Genomic DNA, 21,836 nt, shown 5'->3' on the forward strand with positions numbered 1-21,836 from the left:
TCACGGCGGGTGCGGGCGGGGTGAACGGCGCGGGCGCCGGGTAACCGACCGGGGGCACCGGTCCGGGCGGCCCGGCCGGCGCGGGTGCCGGACCGGCGAGGCCGGACCGGCCGTCCCGGTTGAGCAGCAGCGCGCCACCGATCAGGATCGCCGCGCCCAGCAGCACCGCCCGGAACGCGTCGGTGACGATGTAGCCGAAGCTGACCGCGACCAGGATGGTCAGCACGATCACGGTGATCGGGGACATGCTCGACCGGCCCCGCCCGAGCATCGACTCCAGCGGGGAGGCGCTGTCGCCCTCACCCGGGATGATCAACCAGGCGGCCACGTAGACCAGGATGCCCACCCCGCCGAAGAACCCGAGCACGGCGAGCAGCACCCGCCACAGCACCGGGTCGGTGTTGGTGGCCCGGCCGATCGCCGCGCAGACCCCGGCGAGGTAACGGCCGTCGCGGGGCCGGACCAGGCCGTACCGGGAGGTGAAGCTGGCCGCGCCGGACGGCGGGGGATAGCCACCGGGCGGTGGCGGCGCGTCGTCGCCCCCCGTGGGCGACGCGGGCGCCGTGGGGTCCGGCCCGGCGGCGGGACCGGGCGGCGGCGTACCACCCGGTGCGGCCACCGGAGGGTACGGCGGCAGGGCGGGGTCCTCGGTCATGACTCGATCCTGCGCCGTCGGCGGGCCGGGTTGCCTCCGGAACCGACCCTGACCCCACCCTGAGATCCCGGCGGGCGGATGTCGGGGGCGTCCCCGTGGTCGGCGACGTCCCCCGCGTGTGACGATCGGAGCGGCACCGTACCGCTTCGGTGTCCGTTCACCACCCACCGTGACCAGGGAGCCTCCGATCAGCGTCGTGACCCCGCCGCCACCCCGCCTCTACCGGGCGCCCGAGCACCGGTTGGCCGCCGGGGTGGCCGCCGGCATCGCCGACCACCTCGGCATCTCGGTGCTGCGGGTCCGCGTCGCGTTCATGGTGCTGCTCGGGCTCAGCGGCCTGGGCCTGCTGCTGTACGCGGCGTTCTGGGCGGTGGTGCCGCTGCGACCGGGTGACACCGCCACGCCGCCCCGGCGCGACCCCGGGCAGCTCCTGCCGTTCGTGGCGATCGGCCTCGGTGTGCTGCTGGTCCAGGTGATGCTCTTCGACTCGGTCGGCGCGGCGGGCACCGCCGGCTGGCTGGTGGCGATCATCGCGGTCGGTGCCGGGGTGATCTGGCACCAGTCCGCGCCGGAACGTCGTCGGCAGTGGAGCGGGTCGATGCCGGTGCCGTGGCTCGGCGCGGTGGTGGAGGAGACCGACCGGCGGGCCCTCGTGCTCCGCTTCGCCGGCGGCGCGGTGCTGGTCGCCGTGGGCATCATCGGCGTGGCGGCGGTCTACTCCCCGGTGCAGAACCTCGACGCGGTGGTCAACGGCGTGATCTTCGCGCTGGTCGGGCTGGTCGGCGTCGGGGTGGTCGCCGCGCCGGTGCTGTGGCGCACGTGGAACCAGCTCCGCTCGGAACGGGAGGGGCGTATCCGCGAGCAGGAGCGTGCCGAGCTGGCCGCCATGGTGCACGACCAGGTGCTGCACACCCTCGCCCTGATCCAGCGCAACGCCAGCGACGTCAAGACGGTGCAGCGCCTCGCCCGGGGCCAGGAGCGGTCGTTGCGCAACTGGCTCTACAAGCCGACCGCCTCGCCGACCGAGCGGCTCGCGGCGGCGCTGGAGCAGGCCGCCGCCGAGGTGGAGGACACCTTCGCGATCACCGTCGAGGCGGTGGTGGTGGGCGACCGGCAGACCGACGAACGGGTGGGCGCGCTGGTGGCGGCTGCCCGGGAGGCGCTGGTCAACGCGGCCCGGCACGCCGGGGTGCAGACGGTGTCGCTCTATGCCGAGGTCGAGCCGGAGCAGGTGAGCGTCTTCGTCCGGGACCGGGGCAAGGGTTTCGACCCGGATACCGTGGAGGATCACCGGCACGGGGTCCGAGGGTCGATCATCGGGCGGATGAAGCGGCACGGTGGCCGGGCGGAGATCCGTTCCGAGCCCGGGGAGGGGACGGAGGTCCGGTTGATGCTGCCGATCACCGGCACCGGCTCCACGGCGGAAAGGGACAGCTGAGATGGCGGAACAGTCGATGGAACCGGGGACGGGCACGCCGGACCGGGCGCAACGGTTGAAGGTCTTCCTGGTCGACGACCATGCCATGTTCCGGGCCGGGGTCCGGGCCGAGCTGGGGGCGCACGTCGAGGTGGTGGGGGAGGCGAGCACGGTGGCCGAGGCGGTCGTCCGGATCGCCGCCACCGGGCCGGACGTGGTGCTGCTCGACGTCCACATGCCCGACGGCGGGGGACGGGCGGTGCTGGACGCGATGCGCCGCAGCCACCCGCAGGTGAAGTTCCTCGCGTTGAGCGTGTCCGACGCCGCCGAGGACGTGATCGGGCTGATCCGGGCGGGTGCCCGGGGCTACGTGACCAAGACCATCTCCCCGGACGAGCTGACCGACGCGATCCGCCGGGTGGCCGACGGGGACGCCGTGTTCAGCCCCCGGCTGGCCGGGTTCGTGCTGGACGCCTTCGCGGCCCGGCCGGACGCCCCGGTGGCCGACCCCGAGCTGGACCAGCTCACCAACCGGGAGCGCGAGGTGCTGCGCCTGCTCGCCCGGGGGTACGCGTACAAGGAGATCGCCAAGGAGCTGTTCATCTCGATCAAGACGGTCGAGACGCACGTGTCGAACGTGCTGCGCAAGCTCCAGATGTCCAACCGGTACGAGTTGTCCCGCTGGGCGGCGGACCGACGACTCGTCTGACACCTCCCATTCCGGGAGCATCACCCCAGGGCTGACAAGAGATCAATTCGTGTCGCATAATGCCCCGTCGCCTTCGCGCGTGCGGGTGGTGTCACGACCCCGCGGGACGGCGACGCACGCAGGCCCGCCGGTAGCGGGCCCACCCCTGGGGAGAGGTGCACGGAACTGATGTTCGGAGAACGAGGACGACGCTGGGCGGGTATCGCCACGGCGCTCGTCACCGGTGGCGCGCTGGTGCTCGCCGCAGCCGGTCCGGCCGCCGCCGAGCCGGCGACGAAGGGCGTGGCGCGGGCGGTGCCGGGCACCAGCGTCACGCTGAAGCTGGACGGTCGGGCGCAGAAGACCTCGGCGCTGGCCCTGGAGCTGAAGGACGGCACCGTGCCGGTCTTCTGCATCGACTTCCACACCCCGGTGGCCCGCAACGGCGAGTACGCCGAGGGCAGCTGGGACGAGTCGGAGGTGAAGAACCTCGGCCGGGTGCAGTGGGTGCTCACCCACGGCTACCCGAACGCCGACCGGGCGAAGCTGCTCGCGGCGGCCGGGGCGAGCCTGCCCGCCGGGCTGCCCGACTCGCGGCGTGACGCGCTGCTCTACTTCGGCACCCAGACGGCCGTCTGGCATTTCAGCGACGGCATCACCCTGGGTGACTGGGAGCGGGGGCTGACCGCCGCCGCCGAGTACGACGTGATCCGGCGGGTGCACGACTACCTGGTGCGCAACGCCACCGACCAGCCGGAGCCGAAGGCCGAGCTGAGCCTGGACCCGGCCTCGGCCACCGCGACCACCGGCGGGCGGGCCGGGCCGTTCACCGTGCACGGACCGGCCGGGGAGATCGCGCTGAAGGTCGAGGGCGGCAGCGCCGTCGACGCCGAGGGGCGTCCGGTCGACACGACCACCAACGGCGGCCGGTTCTGGCTGACCGCCACCGCCGCCGGCCGGGTCACGGTGACCGTCTCCGCCCCGGACTCGGTCTCGTTCGGGCGGGTCTTCCTCTTCTCCGGCGGCAAGAACGCCAAGCAGAAGCTGATCCTGGGTGGCAGCACCGGCACCTCGGTCACCGCCGACGCGGCGGCGACCTTCGCCGCCGCCCCGGCCTCGCCGTCGCCGTCGGCCTCGCCGTCCGGGTCGCCGACGCCGTCCCCGTCGCCCTCGGCGGCGTCCCCGTCGCCGTCGACCCCGGCGGAGTCCTCGTCGCCGCCGGCCAGCCCTGCTCCGTCGACCTCGCCGGCCAGCAACGGCGGTGGGCTGCCGCTGACCGGGTCGCCGATCGCGCTGGCCGCCCTGGCCGGGATGGCCCTGCTCGCGTTCGGCGCGGTGGCCGTGCTGCTGGTCCGCCGTCGCCGGATCCGCTTCACCGTCTGAGGTACGGGTACCTCCGGCCCCGGCACCGCAACGGTGCCGGGGCCGGCCCGTCTCGGCCGGGCCGGTCCGGCCCCGGTGGGACGACGTGCGGCACGTGGTGGCGGCGTCCGGACGAGCCGGCGCGGACCTGCGCCGGTGTCGTCGGCCGGCCGGGCGGGACTTGCCTCCGCCCGGCGGAAGGCACCATCATCCGGATGGTCGAAATCGGCCAACTCTCGGTGGACGTCGAACCGCCTCGACCGGACGGCGGGAAAGCTCACACTTGCTACCCGCCGGTCACCACCTGGTGGGGCAGACTTGCTGTCTTTCCTGCTCAGAGCGGTACGACCAGGGCATCTCATGATCTTTTCTCAAGTATCGGCAACATGGCGGGCAACTAACGGCTTGATAACGGCACCTTCACGTAATGGGCCGGTGGGTGTCACAGTGGCAGCACCTCACCCCTGACGTGAGGCACCCGTGTGTCCCGACCGACCACGTCACCGCTGCCCATGGCGCGGATCGTGGTCGTCGAGCCTGCCCGGGAGCCGAGTGCGGGAGTGCGGTGGCCCGGCGGATCGGTCCCCCTGGGGTGTCCCGATTTCTCTGCGGTAACCGGTGATCCGCAACACAGGATCGCCGTGCGGTGTCACCCCCCAACGTGCGTGAAACCCACGACGGAACCAGGTTAGAAAGAGGAGGCCCCTCGGAATGAGAGTCTCGAAGCGGGCGAGCGGCGCCATCGCGATGGGTGCGGCGTTCGCGCTCATCGCGTCCGGCTGCTCCAGCGGCAACGACGACGAAGGCGGCAGCGCCAGCAGCTCGGACGGTGCCATCGTCGTCGACGGCACCGAGCCGGAGAACCCCCTGGTTCCGGCGAACACCACCGAGACCGGTGGCGGCAAGATCATCGACTGGCTCTGGACCGGCCTGGTCGAGTACCCGAACAACGGTGGCGCGCCGCAGAACGCGCTGGCCGAGTCGATCGAGACCAGCGACTCCAAGGTCTACAAGATCAAGATCAAGCAGAACACGAAGTTCCACGACGGCACCGTCGTCAAGGCCAAGAACTTCGTGGACGCCTGGAACTGGGGCGCGTACTCGCCGAACGGCGCGCAGAACGCCAGCTTCTTCGCCGACATCGCCGGCTTCGCCGACGTCAACACCTCCGACCCGGACGGCGACGGCCCGAAGAAGGCCCCCGAGCCCAAGGCCAAGGAGATGTCCGGCCTCAAGGTCGTCGACGACTGGAACTTCGAGGTCACGCTCGCCGCGCCGACCGCCGTGTTCCCGACCAAGCTCGGCTACAGCACCTTCATGCCGCTGCCGGACGCCTTCTTCTCGCAGGGCGCCGAGGCCTTCGGCAAGAAGCCGATCGGTAACGGCCCGGTCAGCTTCGTCTCGTGGGAGAACAACGTCGCGATCAAGCTGACGCGGTTCGACGACTACAACCTGCGCGACAAGATGAAGATCAAGGACGTCACCGTCAAGATCTACCAGGACGACACGGCGGCCTACAACGACCTGGTCTCCAACAACCTGGACTTCCAGCAGCAGGTTCCGGTCTCCTCGCTGGCCGGCGACAAGTGGAAGGCCGACCTGGCCGACCGGGCGATCCCGTCGACCACGCCGTCCACCGGCATCATCGCGTTCCCGATCTACGACAAGCGCTTCCAGAACGCCAAGCTGCGCAAGGCGATCTCGCTGTCGATCAACCGGCAGGAGATCACCGACAAGATCTTCTTCGGTAACCGCAAGCCGGCCGACAGCTGGGCCAACCCGCTGACCCCGGGTGCCAAGCCGGGCAACTGCACCGCGTGCGCCTTCGACGTGGCCCAGGCCAAGACCCTGCTGACCGAGGCCGGTGGCTTCACCGGGCAGCTGAAGATGTACTACAACGCCGACGCCAGCCACAAGGACTGGATGGAGGCCGTCGCCCAGCAGATCAAGACCAACCTGGGTATCGACGCGGTCGCCGTCGGTGTGCCGACCTTCGCGGTCTTCCGGCAGAACATCAACGCCCACAAGATGGACGGCGCCTACCGCGCCGGTTGGCAGCAGGACTACCCGGACGTCGAGAACTGGGTCAACCCGCTCTACGTGACCGGTGGCTCCTCGAACGACGGTCTCTACAGCAACCCCGAGGTGGACGCCCTGGCCAAGCAGGCCAGCTCCGCCCCGAGCCTGGAGGCCTCGCACGAGCTGTTCGCCAAGGCGGTCGAGAAGATCGACCAGGACGTTCCGTCGATGCCGATCTACTTCGGTGGCCAGCAGTCCGGTCACTCCGAGAAGATCAAGAAGATGGAGCTGACCAACGTCGGCGAGCTCGACATCACCTCCGTCGAGCTCTGATCCGAACGGTCTGACCCCGGGTCGGGCTCGCCTACCGGTGAGCCCGACCCGGGGCCGTTCCGCGAGTGGGTGCACCCCATCCCTCGCCACGTTGTCGCCACCCGTGTCGGCCGCACCCCCGCCCCCGGCACACCCCTTGTCAGGAGGACCACCCCATGGGCCGTTATCTGGTGAGACGGCTGCTCCAACTCGTCCCGGTGTTCATCGGGACGACGCTGATGATCTACCTGCTGGTGTGGAAGGTCCCCGGGGACCCGTTCGCCGGCAAGTGCGGTGACCGTGGCTGCCCGGACAACTACCGGGCCATGATGACCGAGAAGTTCCAGCTGGATCAGCCCTGGTTCGTGCAGTACGCCACCTACATGAAGAACCTCCTGCAAGGCGACTTCGGGACCACCTGGTCGGGGCGCGACGTCGGCGAGATCATCTCCACCGCCTACCCGAACACCCTCAAGCTGGCCCTGGTGGCCCTGATCATCGAGGGTGTCATCGGCCTCACCGCCGGTGTGCTCACCGGCCTGCGCCGCAACGGCTTCCTGGACAACCTGGTCCTCGTCTCCACGCTCTTCCTGATCGCGCTGCCGGTCTTCGTGGTCGGCTTCGTGCTCCAGTGGTTCTTCGGTGTGAAGCTGGGCATCGTCAAGCCGACCGTCTCCAACGAGATGCGGATCTCCGAACTGCTCCTACCGGGCTTCGTGCTGGGCAGCGCGTCGATGGCGTACATCGCCCGGGTGTCGCGTACCAGCATCGCGGAGAACCGCCGGGCCGACTACGTGCGTACCGCGATCGCCAAGGGGCTGCCGATGCGCCGGGTGGTCGGTATCCACCTGCTGCGCAACTCGCTGATCCCGGTGGTGACCCTGCTCGGCACCGACCTCGGCGCCCTGATGGGTGGCGCGATCATCACCGAGGGCATCTTCGGCATCAACGGCATCGGCCGCACCGTGCTGCGGGCGATCGTCACCAAGGAGAGCGCTACCGTTGTCTCCATCGTGGTCGTGCTGGTGCTCGTCTACCTGGTGATGAATCTGCTCGTGGACCTGCTCTACGCCGCGTTGGACCCGAGGATCCGCTATGAGTGAGCGCAGCAGCGAACGAACCGTCATTGCAGTGTGCGCGGGCAACCAGGCCGGCGCCGAGCGCAGCGAGGTGCAGGCATGAGCGACCCGAGTGCCGCTTCGATCGTGAGCACGCCCCGTCCCGAGCAGTTGACCGAGGCAAGCTCCCCGGCCCCCGCCGGCCCGGCGGACAAGAAGGAGAAGCCGCGCAGCCTGCTCGGTGACGCCTGGCTCGACCTGCGTCGCAAGCCGCTGTTCTGGATCTCCGCCGTCTTCATCGTGCTCTTCGTGGTGATGTCGACCTTCCCGTCGCTGTTCACCTCCGGCAACCCGACCGACGGTGTGCTGGCCCGCAGCCGGGTCGAGCCGTCGTCCGACGCCTGGTTCGGCTACGACGTGCAGGGCCGCGACGTCTACGCCCGGGTGATCTACGGGGCCAACGCCTCGATCGTGGTCTCGCTGCTCTCCACGATCGGCACCCTGCTGATCGGTGGGACGATCGGCGTCATCGCCGGTTACAAGGGCGGCTGGATCGACGGCCTGCTCTCCCGGGTCACCGACATCTTCTTCGGCCTGCCGTTCGTGCTCGGCGCGATCGTCATCCTGACCACCTTCAACGGTGCCGGCTCCAACAACAGCGAGTGGGAGATCAAGTTCCTGGTGATCGGCTCGCTGGTGCTGCTGAGCTGGCCGGTGGTCATGCGGCTGATGCGGTCCTCGGTGCTCGCCACGAAGGAGGCCGACTACATCGTGGCCGCCCGGGCGATGGGTGCCAGCACCGGTCGGATCATCTTCAAGCACCTGCTGCCGAACTGCCTGGCGCCGCTGCTGGTCTACGGGACGATCATGATCGGCTCCTTCATCGGCGCCGAGGCCACCCTCTCCTTCCTGGGCATCGGCCTGCAGAGCCCGGTGGTCTCCTGGGGCATCATGATCAATGAAGCGCAGAACTATCTCCGGGTCTCGCCCTTCCTGCTCTTCTTCCCCTCCGCGTTCCTCGTCACCGCCGTGCTGAGCTTCGTCATGCTCGGCGAGGCGGTCCGCGAGGCCCTCGACCCGAAGCTCCGATAGGGGAGACTGAGTTGTCCGACATTCTCGTGTCCGAGCAGTCCGCGCCCGGTGCCGACGGATCCGGCCGCCCCTCCGGTCGGCTGCTCGAGGTCGACGACCTGCGGGTGGAGTTCCGCACCCGGGACGGCGTCGCCAAGGTCATCAACGGAGTGACTTACCACGTCGACGCGGGGGAGACCCTCGCCGTGCTCGGCGAGTCCGGCTCCGGTAAGAGCGTCACCGCGCAGACCATCATGGGCATCCTGGACATGCCGCCCGGCTTCGTCACCGGCGGTCAGGTCCGCTTCCACGGCAAGGACATGCTCACCATGTCCGCCGAGGAACGTCGCCGCATCCGTGGCGAGGGCATCGCGATGATCTTCCAGGACTCGCTCTCCGCGCTGAACCCGGTCTTCACCGTCGGGTTCCAGATCGCCGAGCAGTTCCGCATCCGACGCGGGATGAGCCGTTCCGACGCCAAGAAGCGCGCGATCGAGATGCTCGACCAGGTCAAGATCCCGAACGCCAAGGGCCGGTTCAGCAACTTCCCGCACCAGTTCTCCGGCGGCATGCGGCAGCGCGCGATGATCGCGATGTCGCTGGCGCTCGACCCCGAGGTGCTGATCGCCGACGAGCCGACCACCGCGCTGGACGTGACCGTGCAGGCCCAGATCATGGACCTGCTCGGCGAACTCCAGCGGGAACGCCGGATGGGCATGATCCTGATCACCCACGACCTCGGCGTGGTCGCCGACGTCGCGGACCGGATCGCGGTCATGTACGCCGGCCGGATCGTCGAGGAAGCCGACGTCTACGACCTGTACGCCAAGCCGGCGCACCCGTACACCCTCGGCCTGCTCAACTCGATCCCCCGGCTGGACGAGAAGGGGCAGCAGCTCCGCACCATCAAGGGCCTCCCGCCGAACCTGATGAACATCCCGCCGGGCTGCCCGTTCAACCCGCGCTGCCCGATGGCGCAGCCGGTGTGCCGGGAGACCGTCCCCCCGCTGTTGCAGATCGGCACCGGTCGGGCCAGCGCCTGCCACTTCGCCGAGGAGCTGGTGAACCGTGACTGACAACATCATCGAAGTCCGTGACCTGGTCAAGCACTACCCGGTCACCCGGGGCATCGTGTTCAAGAAGACCATCGGCCAGGTCAAGGCCGTCGACGGCGTCTCGTTCGACCTGAAGGCGGGCGAGACGCTGGGCGTGGTCGGTGAGTCGGGCTGCGGCAAGTCGACGCTGAGCCGGGTGCTGATGAACCTGGAGAAGCCGACCGCCGGCACGGTGCACTACAAGGGCCAGGACATCGCCAAGCTCTCCGGTGGCGCGCTGCGGCGGCTGCGCCGGCAGATCCAGCTGGTGATGCAGGACCCGTACACCTCGCTGAACCCCCGGATGACCGTCGGTGACCTGATCGGCGAGCCGTTCGAGATCCACCCGGAGGTCGCGCCGCGGGGCAGCCGCCGGGACAAGGTCAAGGAACTGCTCGACCTGGTCGGCCTCAACCCGGAGCACATCAACCGGTACCCGCACCAGTTCTCCGGCGGCCAGCGGCAGCGGATCGGCATCGCCCGCGCGCTCGCCCTGCGCCCCGAGGTGATCGTCTGCGACGAGCCGGTCTCCGCCCTGGACGTCTCGATCCAGGCCCAGGTGATGAACCTGCTGGAGAAGCTCCAGAACGAGCTGGGCCTGTCGTACGTGTTCATCGCGCACGACCTGTCGGTGGTCCGGCACCTCTCCGACCGGGTCGCGGTGATGTACCTCGGCAAGATCGTGGAGATCGGCACCGAGGACGAGATCTACGAGCGGCCGACCCACCCGTACACCCAGGCGCTGCTGTCGGCGGTGCCGGTGCCGGACCCGACGCTGCGGGAGAACAAGGCGATCATCCGGCTCACCGGCGACGTGCCGTCGCCGATCAGCCCGCCGTCGGGCTGCCGGTTCCGGACCCGGTGCTGGAAGGCGCAGGACGTCTGCGCCGAGCAGCCGCCGCTGCTGGAGATCCGGTCGGGCTCGGACCACCCGAGCGCCTGCCACTTCGCCGAGAAGCGGGAGATCGTCGCCACGCACGAGGCGTGACACCACCCGGGCCGCCTGCCACCGTCCACCCGACGGCGGCAGGCGGTTCGTCGTTCCACCACGGCCCACGCCCCCGGCGCCCCTAACAGCGGCCCGCGTCCACCCGGGTGCCGCTACGGCGCCCCACGCCCGCCGGGTCGCCGTTACAGCGGCCCGCGCCCGGCCCGCAGCAGCAGCAGCGCCAGCTGGGTGCCGTCGGCCCCCAGCTCGCTGCGGAAACGCTCCAGGATCTCCCGCTCCCGGGAGAGCACCAGCCGGGTGCCCCCGGAGGCCATCCGGGTCGCCCCGACCTCCTGGGACAGCGCCGCCCGCTCCTGCCAGAGGGCAATCAGCGTACGGTCGATCTCGTCGATCCGTTCCCTGATCGCCACGATCCGCTCGGCCGCCACCGTGTCGCCGGTGCCGGTACGGGCGGCCGCGGCCCCGGTCGGGTCCGCCCCGGCCGGATCGTCGTGCCGCGCGGGGCCACCGCTGGACTCCACCACGTCAGTCATCATCGTCGTACCCCTCGGGTCTCGGGCCCGGTGTTCGGATCCCGGGACGAAAAAGCCCCGGGCTCTCCGAGCCCGGGGCTTTCGTAGGTCTGTCGATCAGGCGCGACCCACGGCTGCCGGACTCCCGGTGCCGTAGTAAAAGAAGAACCGCCGCTCGATCACGTCGTCGAGTATGCCGACCGGTGACCGGCCGCGCAAGCACCCGGACGGCCGAGGGAAGGGCCCGCCCGTCGCCGCGCGGACGCGCCGACGAGGGGCCCTTCCCGCCGGTCAGCCCAGCCGGGTGATGCGGTCCGCCGCCGTGGGGGCGACCGGCGCGCCGGCACCCAGGTAGGCCACCAGGGCGTCCACGTCGAAGCCGGGGGCGGTGGTCCGGCCGGTGCCGCCCGCCAGCTCGGTGAACCCGTCCCCGCCGTTGGCGAGGAAGTCGTTCGTGGTGACCCGGAAGCTGGCCGCCGGGTCGACCGGGGTGCCGTTCAGGGCCAGCGCGCTGACCCGCGAGCCGGCCGGCGCGGTGCTGTCGTACGAGTAGGTCAGCCCGGCCGACGGCTGGAGGATGCGCTGGGTGGTCTGCCCCTTGAAACCGACGAACTGCTGCTCCAGCACGTTCTTGAGCTGCGCGCCGGTGAACGTCTGGGTGACCACCAGGTTGTTGAACGGCTGCACGGTGAACGCCTCGCCGTAGGTCACCTCGCCCGGCGCCTCGCCACCGGCCGACGCCCCGTACGACAGGGAGGCCCGGACGCCGCCCGGGTTCATCAGCGCGAGCTGCGCCCCGTCGCCCTTCGTGTACGCCAGCTGCGCGTCGGCGATGACGTCACCCAGCGGGCTCTCCCCGTTGGGCCGGGCGTCCCGGACGATGTCGGCGCTGATCTTCCCGACCACCCGGTTGGCGATCGGGGCGACCGCCGTGCGGTACTTGTCGGCCAGCGCCTTCGCGCCCGCGTCGACCAGCGCCGGGTTCTTGGCGAACACCCCGCCGGTCTGCTGCCAGCTGCCGTCGGCGTTGCGGACACCATTCTCCACGATCACGTTCTTCGCGGTGATGGCGCTGAACCGGCCGGTACGCCGGTTCAGCGAGTAGTCGATGTCGGTGACCAGCTGGCCGTTGTTGCCGGCGCTGGTGACCACGCTCGGCTTGCCCGAGGAGTTCGGCAGCGAGCAGGAGTAGAAGCGGTGGGTGTGCCCGGAGACCACCACGCCGAACTCCGGCCGCAGGCCCTTGACGATGTCGACGATCGGGCCGGAGAAGTTGGCGCAGTCGGAGACGCCCGGGGTGGCCGGCGGCGCGGACTGCGCGCCACCCTCGTGCACCAGCAGCACCATCGCCTTGACGCCGAACAGCTTGAGCAGACCGCCCCACTTGTTGGCGGTCTGCACCTCGTCGGTGAAGGTGACGTCCTTGATGCCGGCCGGGTTGACGATGCCCGGGGTGCCCTCCAGGGTGACCCCGACGAAGCCGACCGGCACGCCGCCGACGAACTTCACGTCGATCGGGGGCAGGATCGGCAGCTTGGTCTTCTTGTTGATGGTGTTGGCGGCGAGGTAGGTGAACTTCGCCCCGGCGAAGCCGTCGCCGTCCTGGCAGCCGTCGACCGGGTGGCAGCCGCCCTTGTTGATCCGGAGCAGCTCCTTGACGCCCTCGTCGAACTCGTGGTTGCCGACCGAGCTGACGTCGAGGCCGACCTGGTCCATCAGCTCGATGGTGGGCTCGTCGTGGAACGCGGCGCTGACCAGCGGGGTGGCTCCGATCAGGTCGCCGGCGCCGACGGTGGTGGTGACCCGGCCCTCGGCCTTCGCCTCGGCCCGCAGCTTCTTCAGCCAGGTGGCGAGGTACTCCACCCCGCCGGCGGGGGTGCCGTTGACGGTGGCGCCGCTGCCGCCGGGCGGGTCGATCGCGCCGTGGAAGTCGTTGTAGCTGAGGAACTGGCCCTTGACCTCGCCACCCGTCGCGGTGGCGTACGAGACGGCGACCGGGGCGAGGCCGGCCCCGGGGGCGGCGTCGGCCGGCGGCGTGGTGGCGCGGCCGGTGATGGGCAGGCTGGCCACGACGGCCAGGGCGAGGGCCGGCGCGGCGAGGTGACGCAGCACGGCCCGACCGCGCGAGCGCGGTTGACTCATGGTTGTTCTCCCAAGTCGTCTACGGGGGAGCAGGCGGGGATTTCCCGGGTCATCGTCGCGCCTCGGGGCGGAAGATGCCAGTGGGGCCACCGTGACAGGTTCGTCTCAGTCCGGACCGGTCGCCGGCCCCGTCGTTCGGGCGATGGCGGGCACGTCCGTTCCGGGCGTGCGCGGGCGGGAAGTGTCGGCCCGACGGCATAGACTCGCCGTGCGATGCATCCTCTCTTCGACATCCCCGCGTCCCCGCCCGCGCCCGAGCCCGCGTCGGTTCCGCCGCGCCGGCCCGGCCCCGCCCACCGCCTCGACCCGCAGGCCCTGGTGGAGGGCCTGAACGGCCCCCAACGGGACGCGGTCACCCATTCCGGCTCGCCACTGCTGATCGTGGCCGGGGCCGGGTCCGGCAAGACCCGGGTGCTCACCCACCGGATCGCCTACCTGCTCGCCGCGCGGGACGTCCACCCCGGCGAGATCATCGCGATCACCTTCACCAACAAGGCCGCCGGTGAGATGAAGGAGCGGGTCGCCCACCTGGTCGGCCCGCGCGCCCGGCTGATGTGGGTGTCGACGTTCCACTCCGCCTGCGTGCGCATCCTGCGGGCCGAGCACGAGCACGCCGGCCTGAAGTCGACCTTCTCCATCTACGACGCCGACGACTCCCGCCGGTTGATGCAGTTGGTCGCCCGGGAGCTGGATCTCGACCCGAAGCGCTACCCGGCCCGGGGGCTGGCCGCCCAGGTGTCCAACCTGAAGAACGAGCTGGTCGACCCGGAGGAGTTCGCCGGCCGGGCCAAGGGGCCCAACGAGCGGGCCCTGGCCGAGGCGTACACGCTCTACCAGCGGCGGCTGCGGGAGGCGCACGCGCTGGACTTCGACGACCTGATCATGACGACGGTGCACCTGCTCCAGTCGCACCCGCACGTCGCCGAGAGCTACCGTCGCCGGTTCCGGCACGTCCTGGTCGACGAGTACCAGGACACCAACCACGCGCAGTACACCCTGATCAAGGAGCTGGTCGCCGGCACCGAGGGGGTCGCGCCGGCCGAGCTGTGCGTGGTCGGCGACGCCGACCAGTCGATCTACGCGTTCCGGGGCGCCACGATCCGCAACATCCTGGAGTTCGAGCGGGACTTCACCGACGCCCGGACGATCCTGCTGGAGCAGAACTACCGTTCCACCCAGACCATCCTCAACGCCGCCAACGCGGTGATCGACCGGAACACCTCCCGCAAGCCCAAGCGGCTGTGGAGCGACGCCGGGGCGGGTGAGCAGATCGTCGGGTACGTCGCCGACACCGAGCACGCCGAGGCCGACTGGGTGGGCCGGGAGGTCGACCGGCTGGTCGACGCGGGGGAGACCCGCCCCGGCGACGTCGCCGTCTTCTACCGCACCAACGCCCAGTCCCGGGTCTTCGAGGAGGTGTTCATCCGGGTCGGCCTGCCCTACAAGGTGGTCGGCGGGGTGCGCTTCTACGAGCGCAAGGAGGTCCGCGACGCGCTGGCCTACCTGCGCGCGGTGGTCAACGACGACGACACGGTCAGCCTCCGTCGGGTGCTGAACACCCCGCGCCGGGGCATCGGCGACCGGGCCGAGGCGTGCGTCGAGGCGCTGTCCAGCCGGGAGCGGATCTCCTTCGGAGCGGCGCTGCGCCGGGCCCGGGACGCGCCGGGCATCTCCACCCGGGCCGCCAACGCGATCGGCGAGTTCGTCGCGCTGCTCGACGGCGCGCGCGAGCTGGCCGAGGAGGGCACCCCGGAGGAGGTGCTGGAGGCGCTGCTGACCCGGTCGGGCTACCTGACCGAGCTGGAGGAGAGTCTCGACCCGCAGGACGCCGGCCGGGTCGACAACCTCCAGGAACTGGTCAGCGTCGCCCGGGAGTACACCGAGCGGATCGAGGCGCTGGGCGCCGACGACGAGCGGGCCACCCTGGCCGGTTTCCTGGAGCAGGTGGCGCTGGTCGCCGACGCCGACCAGATCCCCTCCGACGACCCCGACCATCAGGGTGTCGTGACGCTCATGACCCTGCACACCGCCAAGGGCCTGGAGTTCCCGGTGGTGTTCCTGACCGGTCTGGAGGACGGCGTCTTCCCCCACCTGCGGTCGCTGGGCGACACCCGGGAGCTGGAGGAGGAGCGGCGGCTGGCGTACGTGGGCATCACCCGGGCCCGGCAGCGGCTCTACCTGTCCCGGGCGGTCACCCGTTCGGCCTGGGGGCAGCCGTCGTACAACCCGCCGTCGCGGTTCCTGGAGGAGTTGCCGCCGGAGCTGGTCCGCTGGGAGCGCACCGAGGGGACGTACACCTCGTGGGCCGGTGGGGGCGGCGGCGTCGGCGGTCGCGCGGACCGCGCGCCCGGCGGGCGTGGCGGCTTCACCGGGGGCACCCCGAGGGCGGCGGAGCTGGCGAAACGGCTCGGGGTGGACGCCAGCCGGCTGGCCACCGCCAGCGAGCTGCCGCAGGGGCCGAAGGTGTCGGCCGGCGACCGGGTCAACCACCAGCGCTACGGCCTGGGGCGGGTGCTCGCGGTCGAGGGCCACGGGCCGAGCGCCCGCGCGCAGATCGACTTCGGCGACCAGACCATGTGGCTGGTGCTGCGGCACGCCCCGCTCGACAAGCTCTGACCGACGTCGACGGGCCCGGTCCGGCGTGCTGCCGGGCCGGGCCCGTCGACGGTACGGCTCAGCAGGCCACGTCGATGCCCCGGGCGCGCAGGAACGGCGCCGGGTCGATCTGGTTCCACATCTGCCCCTGGTGCACCTCGAAGTGCAGGTGGGGGCCGGTGGAGTCGCCGGTGGAGCCCTCGTAGCCGATCACCTCGCCGACGCCGACCCGGTCCCCGACGGCGACCTTCACGCTGCTCTGGTGGGCGTAGTGGGTCAGGTAGCCGTTGCCGTGGTCGATGAAGACCGAGATGCCGTAGCCGTCGCCGACGTCGCCGGCCTTGACCACGGTGCCGGCTGCGGCGGCGTGGATCGGGGTGCCGGCCGGCAGGGCGAAGTCGATGCCGGCGTGCAGGGCACCCCCTCGTGGGCCGTAGCAGGAGGTGATCGTGGCCCCGGCCATCGGGATCACCCAGGACGGCTTCGGCTTCGGCGTGGTCGTCTTCCTGGCGGTGACCTTCGGCTTCGCGGTGACCTTCGGCTTCGCGGCGGCCTTCCGGGTCGCCGTGGCCGTCGGGGTGGGGCTGGCGCTGGTGGGGGTCGGCACGGCGGTGGGGCTGGCCGGGGCGGCCGACTCGCGGGCGGACCGGTCGGCGCGGGCGGCGGCCTCGGCCCGCTCCCGGGCGTCGAGCGCGACGGCCGCCGGTTCGGGGGCGTCGTCCCGGTTCAGGGTGGCCGTGGCGACCCCGGCCAGGCCGAGGCCGACCAGCGCGACGGTGCCGACGGCCAGGACGCGTACGCCACGCGGGTGACGCCGCCGGTGCCGGACGACGGCGGCCGAGAGGCGTGCGCCGGGGCTGGTGGGGGCGGTGCTGTGGTCGCGGGTGCTGCCGTCGTCCGGGCGGTTGTTGTCTTCCTGCACGGTGGACCTTCAACTACTCAGGGGGTTTCGGACCCGGACCATCCTGGGTGCCGACGTGCGCCGGGGCGGGTACGGGTACCGGCCGGTAGCCGACGCCGCCCGGCCGCCTGACCGGCTATGTCCCGTCGGGGTGGCGTCTGACCCGTTGCGCGGCGTGACCCGGGCGTGCCCTCGGTCACACTGCGGAGTGTGACGCAGCAGACTTGGCCGCACGAAAAACCGCCCGGATCCGTAGATCCGGGCGGTGAACAGGCGTTACCGAGCGTCAGGAAGCGGCTGCCTCGGTGTAGTACGCCTCGACCTGTAGCTTGATGTCCACTCCGCGCTCCTGGAGCCACGGCACCGGGTCGAGGGGCTGGCCCTTGACATGGACCTCCAGGTGCAGGTGCGCGCCGTAGGAGTGGCCGGTGTTGCCGACCAGGCCGAGCTGGTCGCCCGCCTTCACCTGCTGGCCCTCGTGCACGCTCACCGCCGAGGAGTGGCCGTAGATGGCCTCGCTGCCGTCGGCGTGCTGCACGATCACCGCGTAGCCGTAGCCGCCGAACCAGCCGGCCTTGGTGACCGTGCCGGAGTGGATGGCCACGTAGGGAGTGCCCTCCGGCGCGACCAGGTCGATGCCGGTGTGCAGCTTGCCCCAGCGCATGCCGTACGGGGAGTTGAAGTCGTAGCCCTGCATGGGCAGCAGCCACGGGTCCTGCTCGCTGACGCCCGGCTGGCTGTCCCGGGCGTCGCTGCGGGTGGCCCGGTCGGCGGCGTCGGCACGGGCGGCCGCGTCCTGGCTGGTGATCGAGGCCTGCCGCAGCTCGTCGAGGACCGACGGGCTGACGCTCTTGGCGTCCGGCATCGCCCCCGCGCCGAGCGCGACGATCCCGGCGCCGACGAACGCGGTGGTCACGACCGCCGCGTAGCGGCTCCGCGGGGGGGTGGGTACGCGGCGACGGCCGCGATATCTATCGGGCTCAGACGACAGGCGCTGGCGCACGCACACCCTCCGTTGTCGGGGATCCGATGCAACCTCCGACCGATCGGTGCAGCCGCCCCGACGATCGTTGATCGCGTCATCACCCGTCCGTGGACCTGATGACAACCGTGGACACGTTAGCCCTCCGCCGCTCCGGTCACAAGCGTGACCCCCGAATCGGCGATTCGTTCTGTCCCTTTCCGTCCCTCATTGTCATAGCTGCAGACGCCGGACGGCTGTCCCCCTTCCTGCCCGTTCGTCGCGCACAGTGACCGATCGGCGGAGGCGTCCGGCTTCCTGGGGGCGGGCCGGGACGGTAGGGGTCCGGCCCGGGTTCTCCACCCCCGGTGGGCCGGGTTACCGTTCGTTCAGCTGGTAGCCGCGGAGCCGTGAAGGGTGTGCGCTGATGAACTCTCGTATCCGGGTAGTCGTCGCGAAGCCAGGCCTCGACGGCCACGACCGGGGCGCCAAGGTGGTGGCGCGTGCCCTGCGTGACGCGGGCATGGAGGTCATCTACACCGGCCTGCACCAGACCCCGGAGCAGATCGTCGAGACCGCCATCCAGGAGGACGCCGACGCGGTCGGCCTGTCGGTGCTCTCCGGCGCGCACATGACGCTCTTCCGCCGGGTGCTGGAGCTGCTCGCCGAGCGGGACGCGCGGGACGTGGTCGTCTTCGGCGGCGGCATCATCCCCGACGCCGACATCCCCGAGCTGGTGGAGATCGGCGTCAAGAAGATCTTCACGCCCGGCGCGACCACCCAGTCGATCGTCGAGTGGGTCCGCGCCAACGTGGCCCAGCCGGTCGCCTGACGACCTCCGGGTGCCCCGCACCCGCCCGTACGCCGACGGTGGTGGACCGGTTTCCGGGCCGCCGCCGTCCCGTCGTGCGGTGACCCCGGCGGCGGCCGGTTGGGGAGGGCTTCCGGATCCGGGCAGGGTGAAGGGCCGGACGCACCCCTCACACGCCCGGCCCTTCTATGCACGATGCCCCGCCGCCACCCCTCGACCGACAGGGCATCGGCCGCTCCCGTCTTCGCGCTGATCAGCGCTCCGACATCAGACTCAACGACGCCCGTACGGTGGGGTTACGCGTTACGTGGGACAACCTGTGGACCGATTTGTGTCACCGGCGAGTCGCCGACGGCGCGCTGTGCATTACCGCACACCGCGCACCCGCTCGGTTGCCGCCGGTGCCCACCTCGCTAGGCTGCGGCCAATGGCCTGTTTCAACTGATGACAGGCGTCAACGGAGTTTCCACAACGCTGGCGGCGGCGCGACGGCGCGCCGCGGAGACGGGACGGGACGCGCAATCGTGGACCTGTACGAGTACCAGGGGCGGGACCTGTTCGAGCGGCACGGCTTGCCCGTGCTCGCCGGCGGCGTCGCCACGACCCCGGAGGAGGCCCGCGCGATCGCCGAACGCCTCGGCGGTCGGGTGGTCGTCAAGGCGCAGGTGAAGGTCGGCGGCCGAGGCAAGGCCGGCGGCGTCAAGCTGGCCGAGGGCACCGACGAGACGGTGGCCAGGGCCACCGACATCCTCGGCATGGACATCAAGGGGCACACCGTCCACAAGGTCATGATCACGGTGACCGCGGACGTGGCCGAGGAGTACTACTTCTCCTACCTGCTCGACCGGGCGAACCGCACCTTCCTCTGCATCGCCAGCGTCGCCGGCGGCATGGACATCGAGCAGGTCGCCGCCGAGACCCCCGACAAGGTGGTCAAGGCCCCGATCGACGCGGTCGAGGGCGTGGACGAGGCGAAGGCCCGGGAGATCGTCGACGCGGCCGGCTTCCCGGCCGAGGTCGCCGACCAGGTCGTCGCCGTCGCGGTGGGGCTGTGGAAGGCGTTCGTCGCCGAGGACGCCACCCTGGTCGAGGTGAACCCGCTGGCCAAGACCGGCGACGGCACGCTGCTGCTGCTCGACGCCAAGGTCACCCTGGACGAGAACGCCGGCTTCCGGCACCCGGACCACGAGGCCCTGGTCGACCAGGCCGCGGTGGACCCGCTGGAGCAGGCCGCCAAGGAGAAGGACCTCAACTACGTCAAGCTCGACGGCGAGGTCGGCATCATCGGCAACGGCGCGGGTCTGGTCATGTCCACCCTCGACGTGGTGGCCTACGCGGGCGAGCGGCACGGCAACGTCAAGCCCGCCAACTTCCTCGACATCGGCGGCGGCGCGAGCGCGGCCGTGATGGCCAACGGCCTGGAGATCGTGCTCTCCGACCCGTCGGTGCGCAGCGTCTTCGTCAACGTCTTCGGCGGCATCACCGCCTGCGACGAGGTCGCCAACGGCATCATCCAGGCGTTGGCCCTGCTGGAGGAGCGCGGCGAGAAGGTCACCAAGCCGCTCGTGGTCCGGCTCGACGGCAACAACGCGGAGGCCGGTCGGGCGATCCTCGACGGCGCCGGGAACCCGCTGGTGCAGCGGGTCGACACCATGGACGGCGCGGCCGAGCGGGCCGCCGAGCTGGCTGCTGCGGGGGTCTGACGATGGCGATCTGGCTGACCAAGGAGTCCAAGGTCATCGTGCAGGGGATGACCGGCTCCGAGGGTTCCAAGCACACCCGGCGGATGCTCGCCGCCGGCACCACCGTGGTCGGCGGGGTGAACCCGCGCAAGGCCGGCACCACCGTCGACTTCGACGGCACCGAACTGCCGGTCTTCGCCTCCGTGGCGGACGCGATGCGGGAGACCGGGGCGGACGTCACGGTGATCTTCGTACCGCCGCAGTTCACCAAGGGCGCGGTGGTCGAGGCGATCGACGCGCAGATCCCGCTCGCCGTGGTGATCACCGAGGGCGTGCCGGTGCACGACACCGCCTCGTTCTGGGCGTACAACGTGGCCAAGGGCGGGCAGACCCGGATCATCGGGCCCAACTGCCCCGGCATCGCCTCGCCGGGTGCGTCCAACGCCGGCATCATCCCGGCCGACATCACCGGCTCCGGCCGGATCGGCCTGGTCAGCAAGAGCGGCACGCTGACCTACCAGATGATGTACGAGCTGCGGGACATCGGCTTCTCCACCTGCGTCGGCATCGGCGGTGACCCGATCATCGGGACCACCCACATCGACGCGCTCGCCGCGTTCGAGGCCGACCCGGAGACCGACGCCATCGTGATGATCGGCGAGATCGGCGGCGACGCCGAGGAGCGGGCCGCCGAGTTCATCAAGGACAACGTCACCAAGCCGGTGGTCGGCTACATCGCCGGCTTCACCGCGCCCCCCGGCAAGACCATGGGGCACGCCGGCGCGATCATCTCCGGTTCGGCCGGCACCGCCGAGGCCAAGCAGCAGGCCCTGGAGGCGGTCGGCGTCAAGGTCGGCAAGACCCCGACCGAGACCGCCAAGCTGATGCGGGAGCTGATGTCCGGCCGCTGAGCCGTGGGCCGCAGCGCCCGAGCGAACGACGCACCGACCGAGGGGGTCGACCGGAGACGGTCGGCCCCCTCAGTTGTTCCAGAGCGGGTACGTCCCGCTGGCCCGCCAGATCGCGGTGCCGATGATGTTGATCACGCCGAACGCGATGGCCAGGTAGCCGAGGACCGGCGACTGGCCGTACCGCTTGGCGTCGCGGATCGACAGGTAGCCGAAGACGATGCCCAGGATGCCGCAGCAGATCAGGCCGAGGACGATGCCGAGCACCCCCCAGAGCGTGGTGCGGTCCCGCCCGGCCGCGGCCGGTGGCGGTGGGTACGGAGCGTTCACGGCTTCCTCCGGGCGATCGGTGCCGCGACTTGGGTCGCGTCCCTGCGCCGAGGCTAAACCGGATCGGGCCCCCACGACGGTGGATCACGGAACTCGCCGGCCCCGGGCGGCCCCGACGGGCAGCCACCACCGGCGCGGCATGCCAGAGTAGAGCCGATGTCCTCGACCACCCCTGATCAGCCCCGCCGTCCCAGCGGTGCCCGCACCGGCGGCAGGCCGCCCGGCCGTGCCGGTGGCGCCCGGGTGCCCGCACCCCGCCGGCACATCCGAAGAGCGTCGGGCAGGGCAAGAGTGTCGACCCCGCTCGTCGCCGAAACATTAAAAAACCCCCACGACGGTGGATCACGGAACTCGCCGGCCCCGGGCGGC

18 protein-coding genes are annotated in these 21,836 nt (G+C 71.1%); 12 read left to right on the forward strand and 6 right to left on the reverse strand.

Annotated features, from left to right (window positions below):
* Positions 1–655: PspC domain-containing protein (locus H1A17_RS28290; protein ID WP_194823314.1), on the reverse strand; the 655-nt coding region annotated here is incomplete at its 3' end.
* Positions 656–824: 169 nt separating this feature from the next.
* Here H1A17_RS28290 and H1A17_RS28295 point away from each other — a divergent pair.
* The 8 genes from H1A17_RS28295 to H1A17_RS28330 all read left to right on the forward strand — a co-directional run bounded on the left by H1A17_RS28295 (position 825) and on the right by H1A17_RS28330 (position 10,664).
* Positions 825–2,093 (forward strand): ATP-binding protein, encoded by a 1,269-nt coding sequence (locus tag H1A17_RS28295; RefSeq protein WP_145921680.1) that lies wholly within the window; start codon positions 825–827, stop codon positions 2,091–2,093.
* Between the two features lies 1 nt (position 2,094).
* On the forward strand, positions 2,095–2,781 hold the full coding sequence (locus H1A17_RS28300) for a response regulator transcription factor (protein ID WP_145921679.1): 687 nt from the start codon (positions 2,095–2,097) through the stop codon (positions 2,779–2,781).
* A 168-nt stretch (positions 2,782–2,949) separates the two neighbouring features.
* Entirely contained in the window at positions 2,950–4,143 is a 1,194-nt protein-coding gene (locus H1A17_RS28305; RefSeq protein WP_228544386.1) for a thioester domain-containing protein, read from the forward strand.
* A gap of 690 nt (positions 4,144–4,833) precedes the next feature.
* Entirely contained in the window at positions 4,834–6,474 is a 1,641-nt protein-coding gene (locus H1A17_RS28310; protein WP_145921677.1) for an ABC transporter substrate-binding protein, read from the forward strand.
* A gap of 155 nt (positions 6,475–6,629) precedes the next feature.
* A complete protein-coding gene (locus H1A17_RS28315) occupies positions 6,630–7,556 on the forward strand; it encodes an ABC transporter permease (protein WP_088645799.1) in 927 nt (308 codons plus the stop codon).
* A 75-nt stretch (positions 7,557–7,631) separates the two neighbouring features.
* Complete coding sequence (locus tag H1A17_RS28320) at positions 7,632–8,603, forward strand: ABC transporter permease (RefSeq protein WP_145921676.1); 972 nt, start codon at positions 7,632–7,634, stop codon at positions 8,601–8,603.
* Positions 8,604–8,629: 26 nt separating this feature from the next.
* The gene (locus H1A17_RS28325; protein ID WP_194823317.1) at positions 8,630–9,658 is read left to right on the forward strand and encodes an ABC transporter ATP-binding protein; all 1,029 of its coding nucleotides are present in this window, start codon (positions 8,630–8,632) and stop codon (positions 9,656–9,658) included.
* Complete coding sequence (locus H1A17_RS28330) at positions 9,651–10,664, forward strand: ABC transporter ATP-binding protein (protein ID WP_145921675.1); 1,014 nt, start codon at positions 9,651–9,653, stop codon at positions 10,662–10,664. Before H1A17_RS28325 ends, H1A17_RS28330 begins: the two co-directional genes overlap by 8 nt.
* Positions 10,665–10,807: 143 nt before the next feature.
* On the opposite strand, the gene H1A17_RS28335 is transcribed toward H1A17_RS28330, so the two are convergent.
* Positions 10,808–11,161 carry a chorismate mutase gene (locus H1A17_RS28335; protein WP_145921674.1) on the reverse strand — a complete coding sequence of 118 codons (354 nt, stop codon included), beginning with the start codon at positions 11,159–11,161 and terminating at the stop codon, positions 10,808–10,810.
* Between the two features lie 267 nt (positions 11,162–11,428).
* Positions 11,429–13,279 carry a bifunctional UDP-sugar hydrolase/5'-nucleotidase gene (locus tag H1A17_RS28340; protein ID WP_145921673.1) on the reverse strand — a complete coding sequence of 617 codons (1,851 nt, stop codon included), beginning with the start codon at positions 13,277–13,279 and terminating at the stop codon, positions 11,429–11,431.
* A gap of 213 nt (positions 13,280–13,492) precedes the next feature.
* On the opposite strand from H1A17_RS28340, the gene pcrA reads away from it, so the two are divergent.
* A complete protein-coding gene (gene pcrA, locus H1A17_RS28345; protein ID WP_145921672.1) occupies positions 13,493–15,895 on the forward strand; it encodes a DNA helicase PcrA in 2,403 nt (800 codons plus the stop codon).
* 58 nt (positions 15,896–15,953) lie between these two features.
* Here pcrA and H1A17_RS28350 read toward each other — a convergent pair whose 3' ends face one another.
* Both H1A17_RS28350 and H1A17_RS28355 read right to left on the reverse strand, forming a co-directional pair.
* A complete protein-coding gene (locus tag H1A17_RS28350; protein ID WP_194823315.1) occupies positions 15,954–16,796 on the reverse strand; it encodes a M23 family metallopeptidase in 843 nt (280 codons plus the stop codon).
* Positions 16,797–17,061: 265 nt separating this feature from the next.
* Positions 17,062–17,778, reverse strand: coding sequence for a M23 family metallopeptidase (locus H1A17_RS28355; protein ID WP_145921671.1), 717 nt, complete (start codon positions 17,776–17,778; stop codon positions 17,062–17,064).
* Positions 17,779–18,163: 385 nt separating this feature from the next.
* Here H1A17_RS28355 and H1A17_RS28360 point away from each other — a divergent pair, with 385 nt between their 5' ends.
* The 3 genes from H1A17_RS28360 (at position 18,164) to sucD (ending at position 21,140) form a co-directional block, all read left to right on the forward strand.
* Complete coding sequence (locus tag H1A17_RS28360; protein WP_088645808.1) at positions 18,164–18,568, forward strand: cobalamin B12-binding domain-containing protein; 405 nt, start codon at positions 18,164–18,166, stop codon at positions 18,566–18,568.
* Positions 18,569–19,071: 503 nt separating this feature from the next.
* Positions 19,072–20,250: an ADP-forming succinate--CoA ligase subunit beta gene (sucC, locus tag H1A17_RS28365; protein WP_145921670.1), complete on the forward strand. Its 1,179-nt coding sequence runs from the start codon at positions 19,072–19,074 to the stop codon at positions 20,248–20,250.
* Positions 20,251–20,252: 2 nt separating this feature from the next.
* Positions 20,253–21,140, forward strand: a complete 888-nt coding sequence (sucD, locus tag H1A17_RS28370) for a succinate--CoA ligase subunit alpha (RefSeq protein ID WP_145921669.1) — start codon at positions 20,253–20,255, stop codon at positions 21,138–21,140.
* Positions 21,141–21,209: 69 nt separating this feature from the next.
* On the opposite strand, the gene H1A17_RS28375 is transcribed toward sucD, so the two are convergent.
* Entirely contained in the window at positions 21,210–21,467 is a 258-nt protein-coding gene (locus tag H1A17_RS28375; RefSeq protein ID WP_145921668.1) for a hypothetical protein, read from the reverse strand.
* Positions 21,468–21,836: the final 369 nt, after the last annotated feature.

This window comes from Micromonospora sp. S-DT3-3-22 (assembly GCF_015354745.1).
Lineage (GTDB): Bacteria > Actinomycetota > Actinomycetes > Mycobacteriales > Micromonosporaceae > Micromonospora > Micromonospora wenchangensis.

What these genes read in the sequence shown, in the direction of transcription:
- H1A17_RS28340 (WP_145921673.1), bottom strand. Translation starts at nt 13,279, where the DNA reads ATGAGTCAACCGCGCTCGCGCGGTCGGGCCGTGCTGCGTCACCTCGCC.
- H1A17_RS28320 (WP_145921676.1), top strand. Translation starts at nt 7,632, where the DNA reads ATGAGCGACCCGAGTGCCGCTTCGATCGTGAGCACGCCCCGTCCCGAG.
- H1A17_RS28360 (WP_088645808.1), top strand. Translation starts at nt 18,164, where the DNA reads ATGAACTCTCGTATCCGGGTAGTCGTCGCGAAGCCAGGCCTCGACGGC.
- H1A17_RS28300 (WP_145921679.1), top strand. Translation starts at nt 2,095, where the DNA reads ATGGCGGAACAGTCGATGGAACCGGGGACGGGCACGCCGGACCGGGCG.
- H1A17_RS28305 (WP_228544386.1), top strand. Translation starts at nt 2,950, where the DNA reads ATGTTCGGAGAACGAGGACGACGCTGGGCGGGTATCGCCACGGCGCTC.
- H1A17_RS28315 (WP_088645799.1), top strand. Translation starts at nt 6,630, where the DNA reads ATGGGCCGTTATCTGGTGAGACGGCTGCTCCAACTCGTCCCGGTGTTC.
- sucD (WP_145921669.1), top strand. Translation starts at nt 20,253, where the DNA reads ATGGCGATCTGGCTGACCAAGGAGTCCAAGGTCATCGTGCAGGGGATG.
- H1A17_RS28310 (WP_145921677.1), top strand. Translation starts at nt 4,834, where the DNA reads ATGAGAGTCTCGAAGCGGGCGAGCGGCGCCATCGCGATGGGTGCGGCG.
- H1A17_RS28335 (WP_145921674.1), bottom strand. Translation starts at nt 11,161, where the DNA reads ATGATGACTGACGTGGTGGAGTCCAGCGGTGGCCCCGCGCGGCACGAC.
- pcrA (WP_145921672.1), top strand. Translation starts at nt 13,493, where the DNA reads ATGCATCCTCTCTTCGACATCCCCGCGTCCCCGCCCGCGCCCGAGCCC.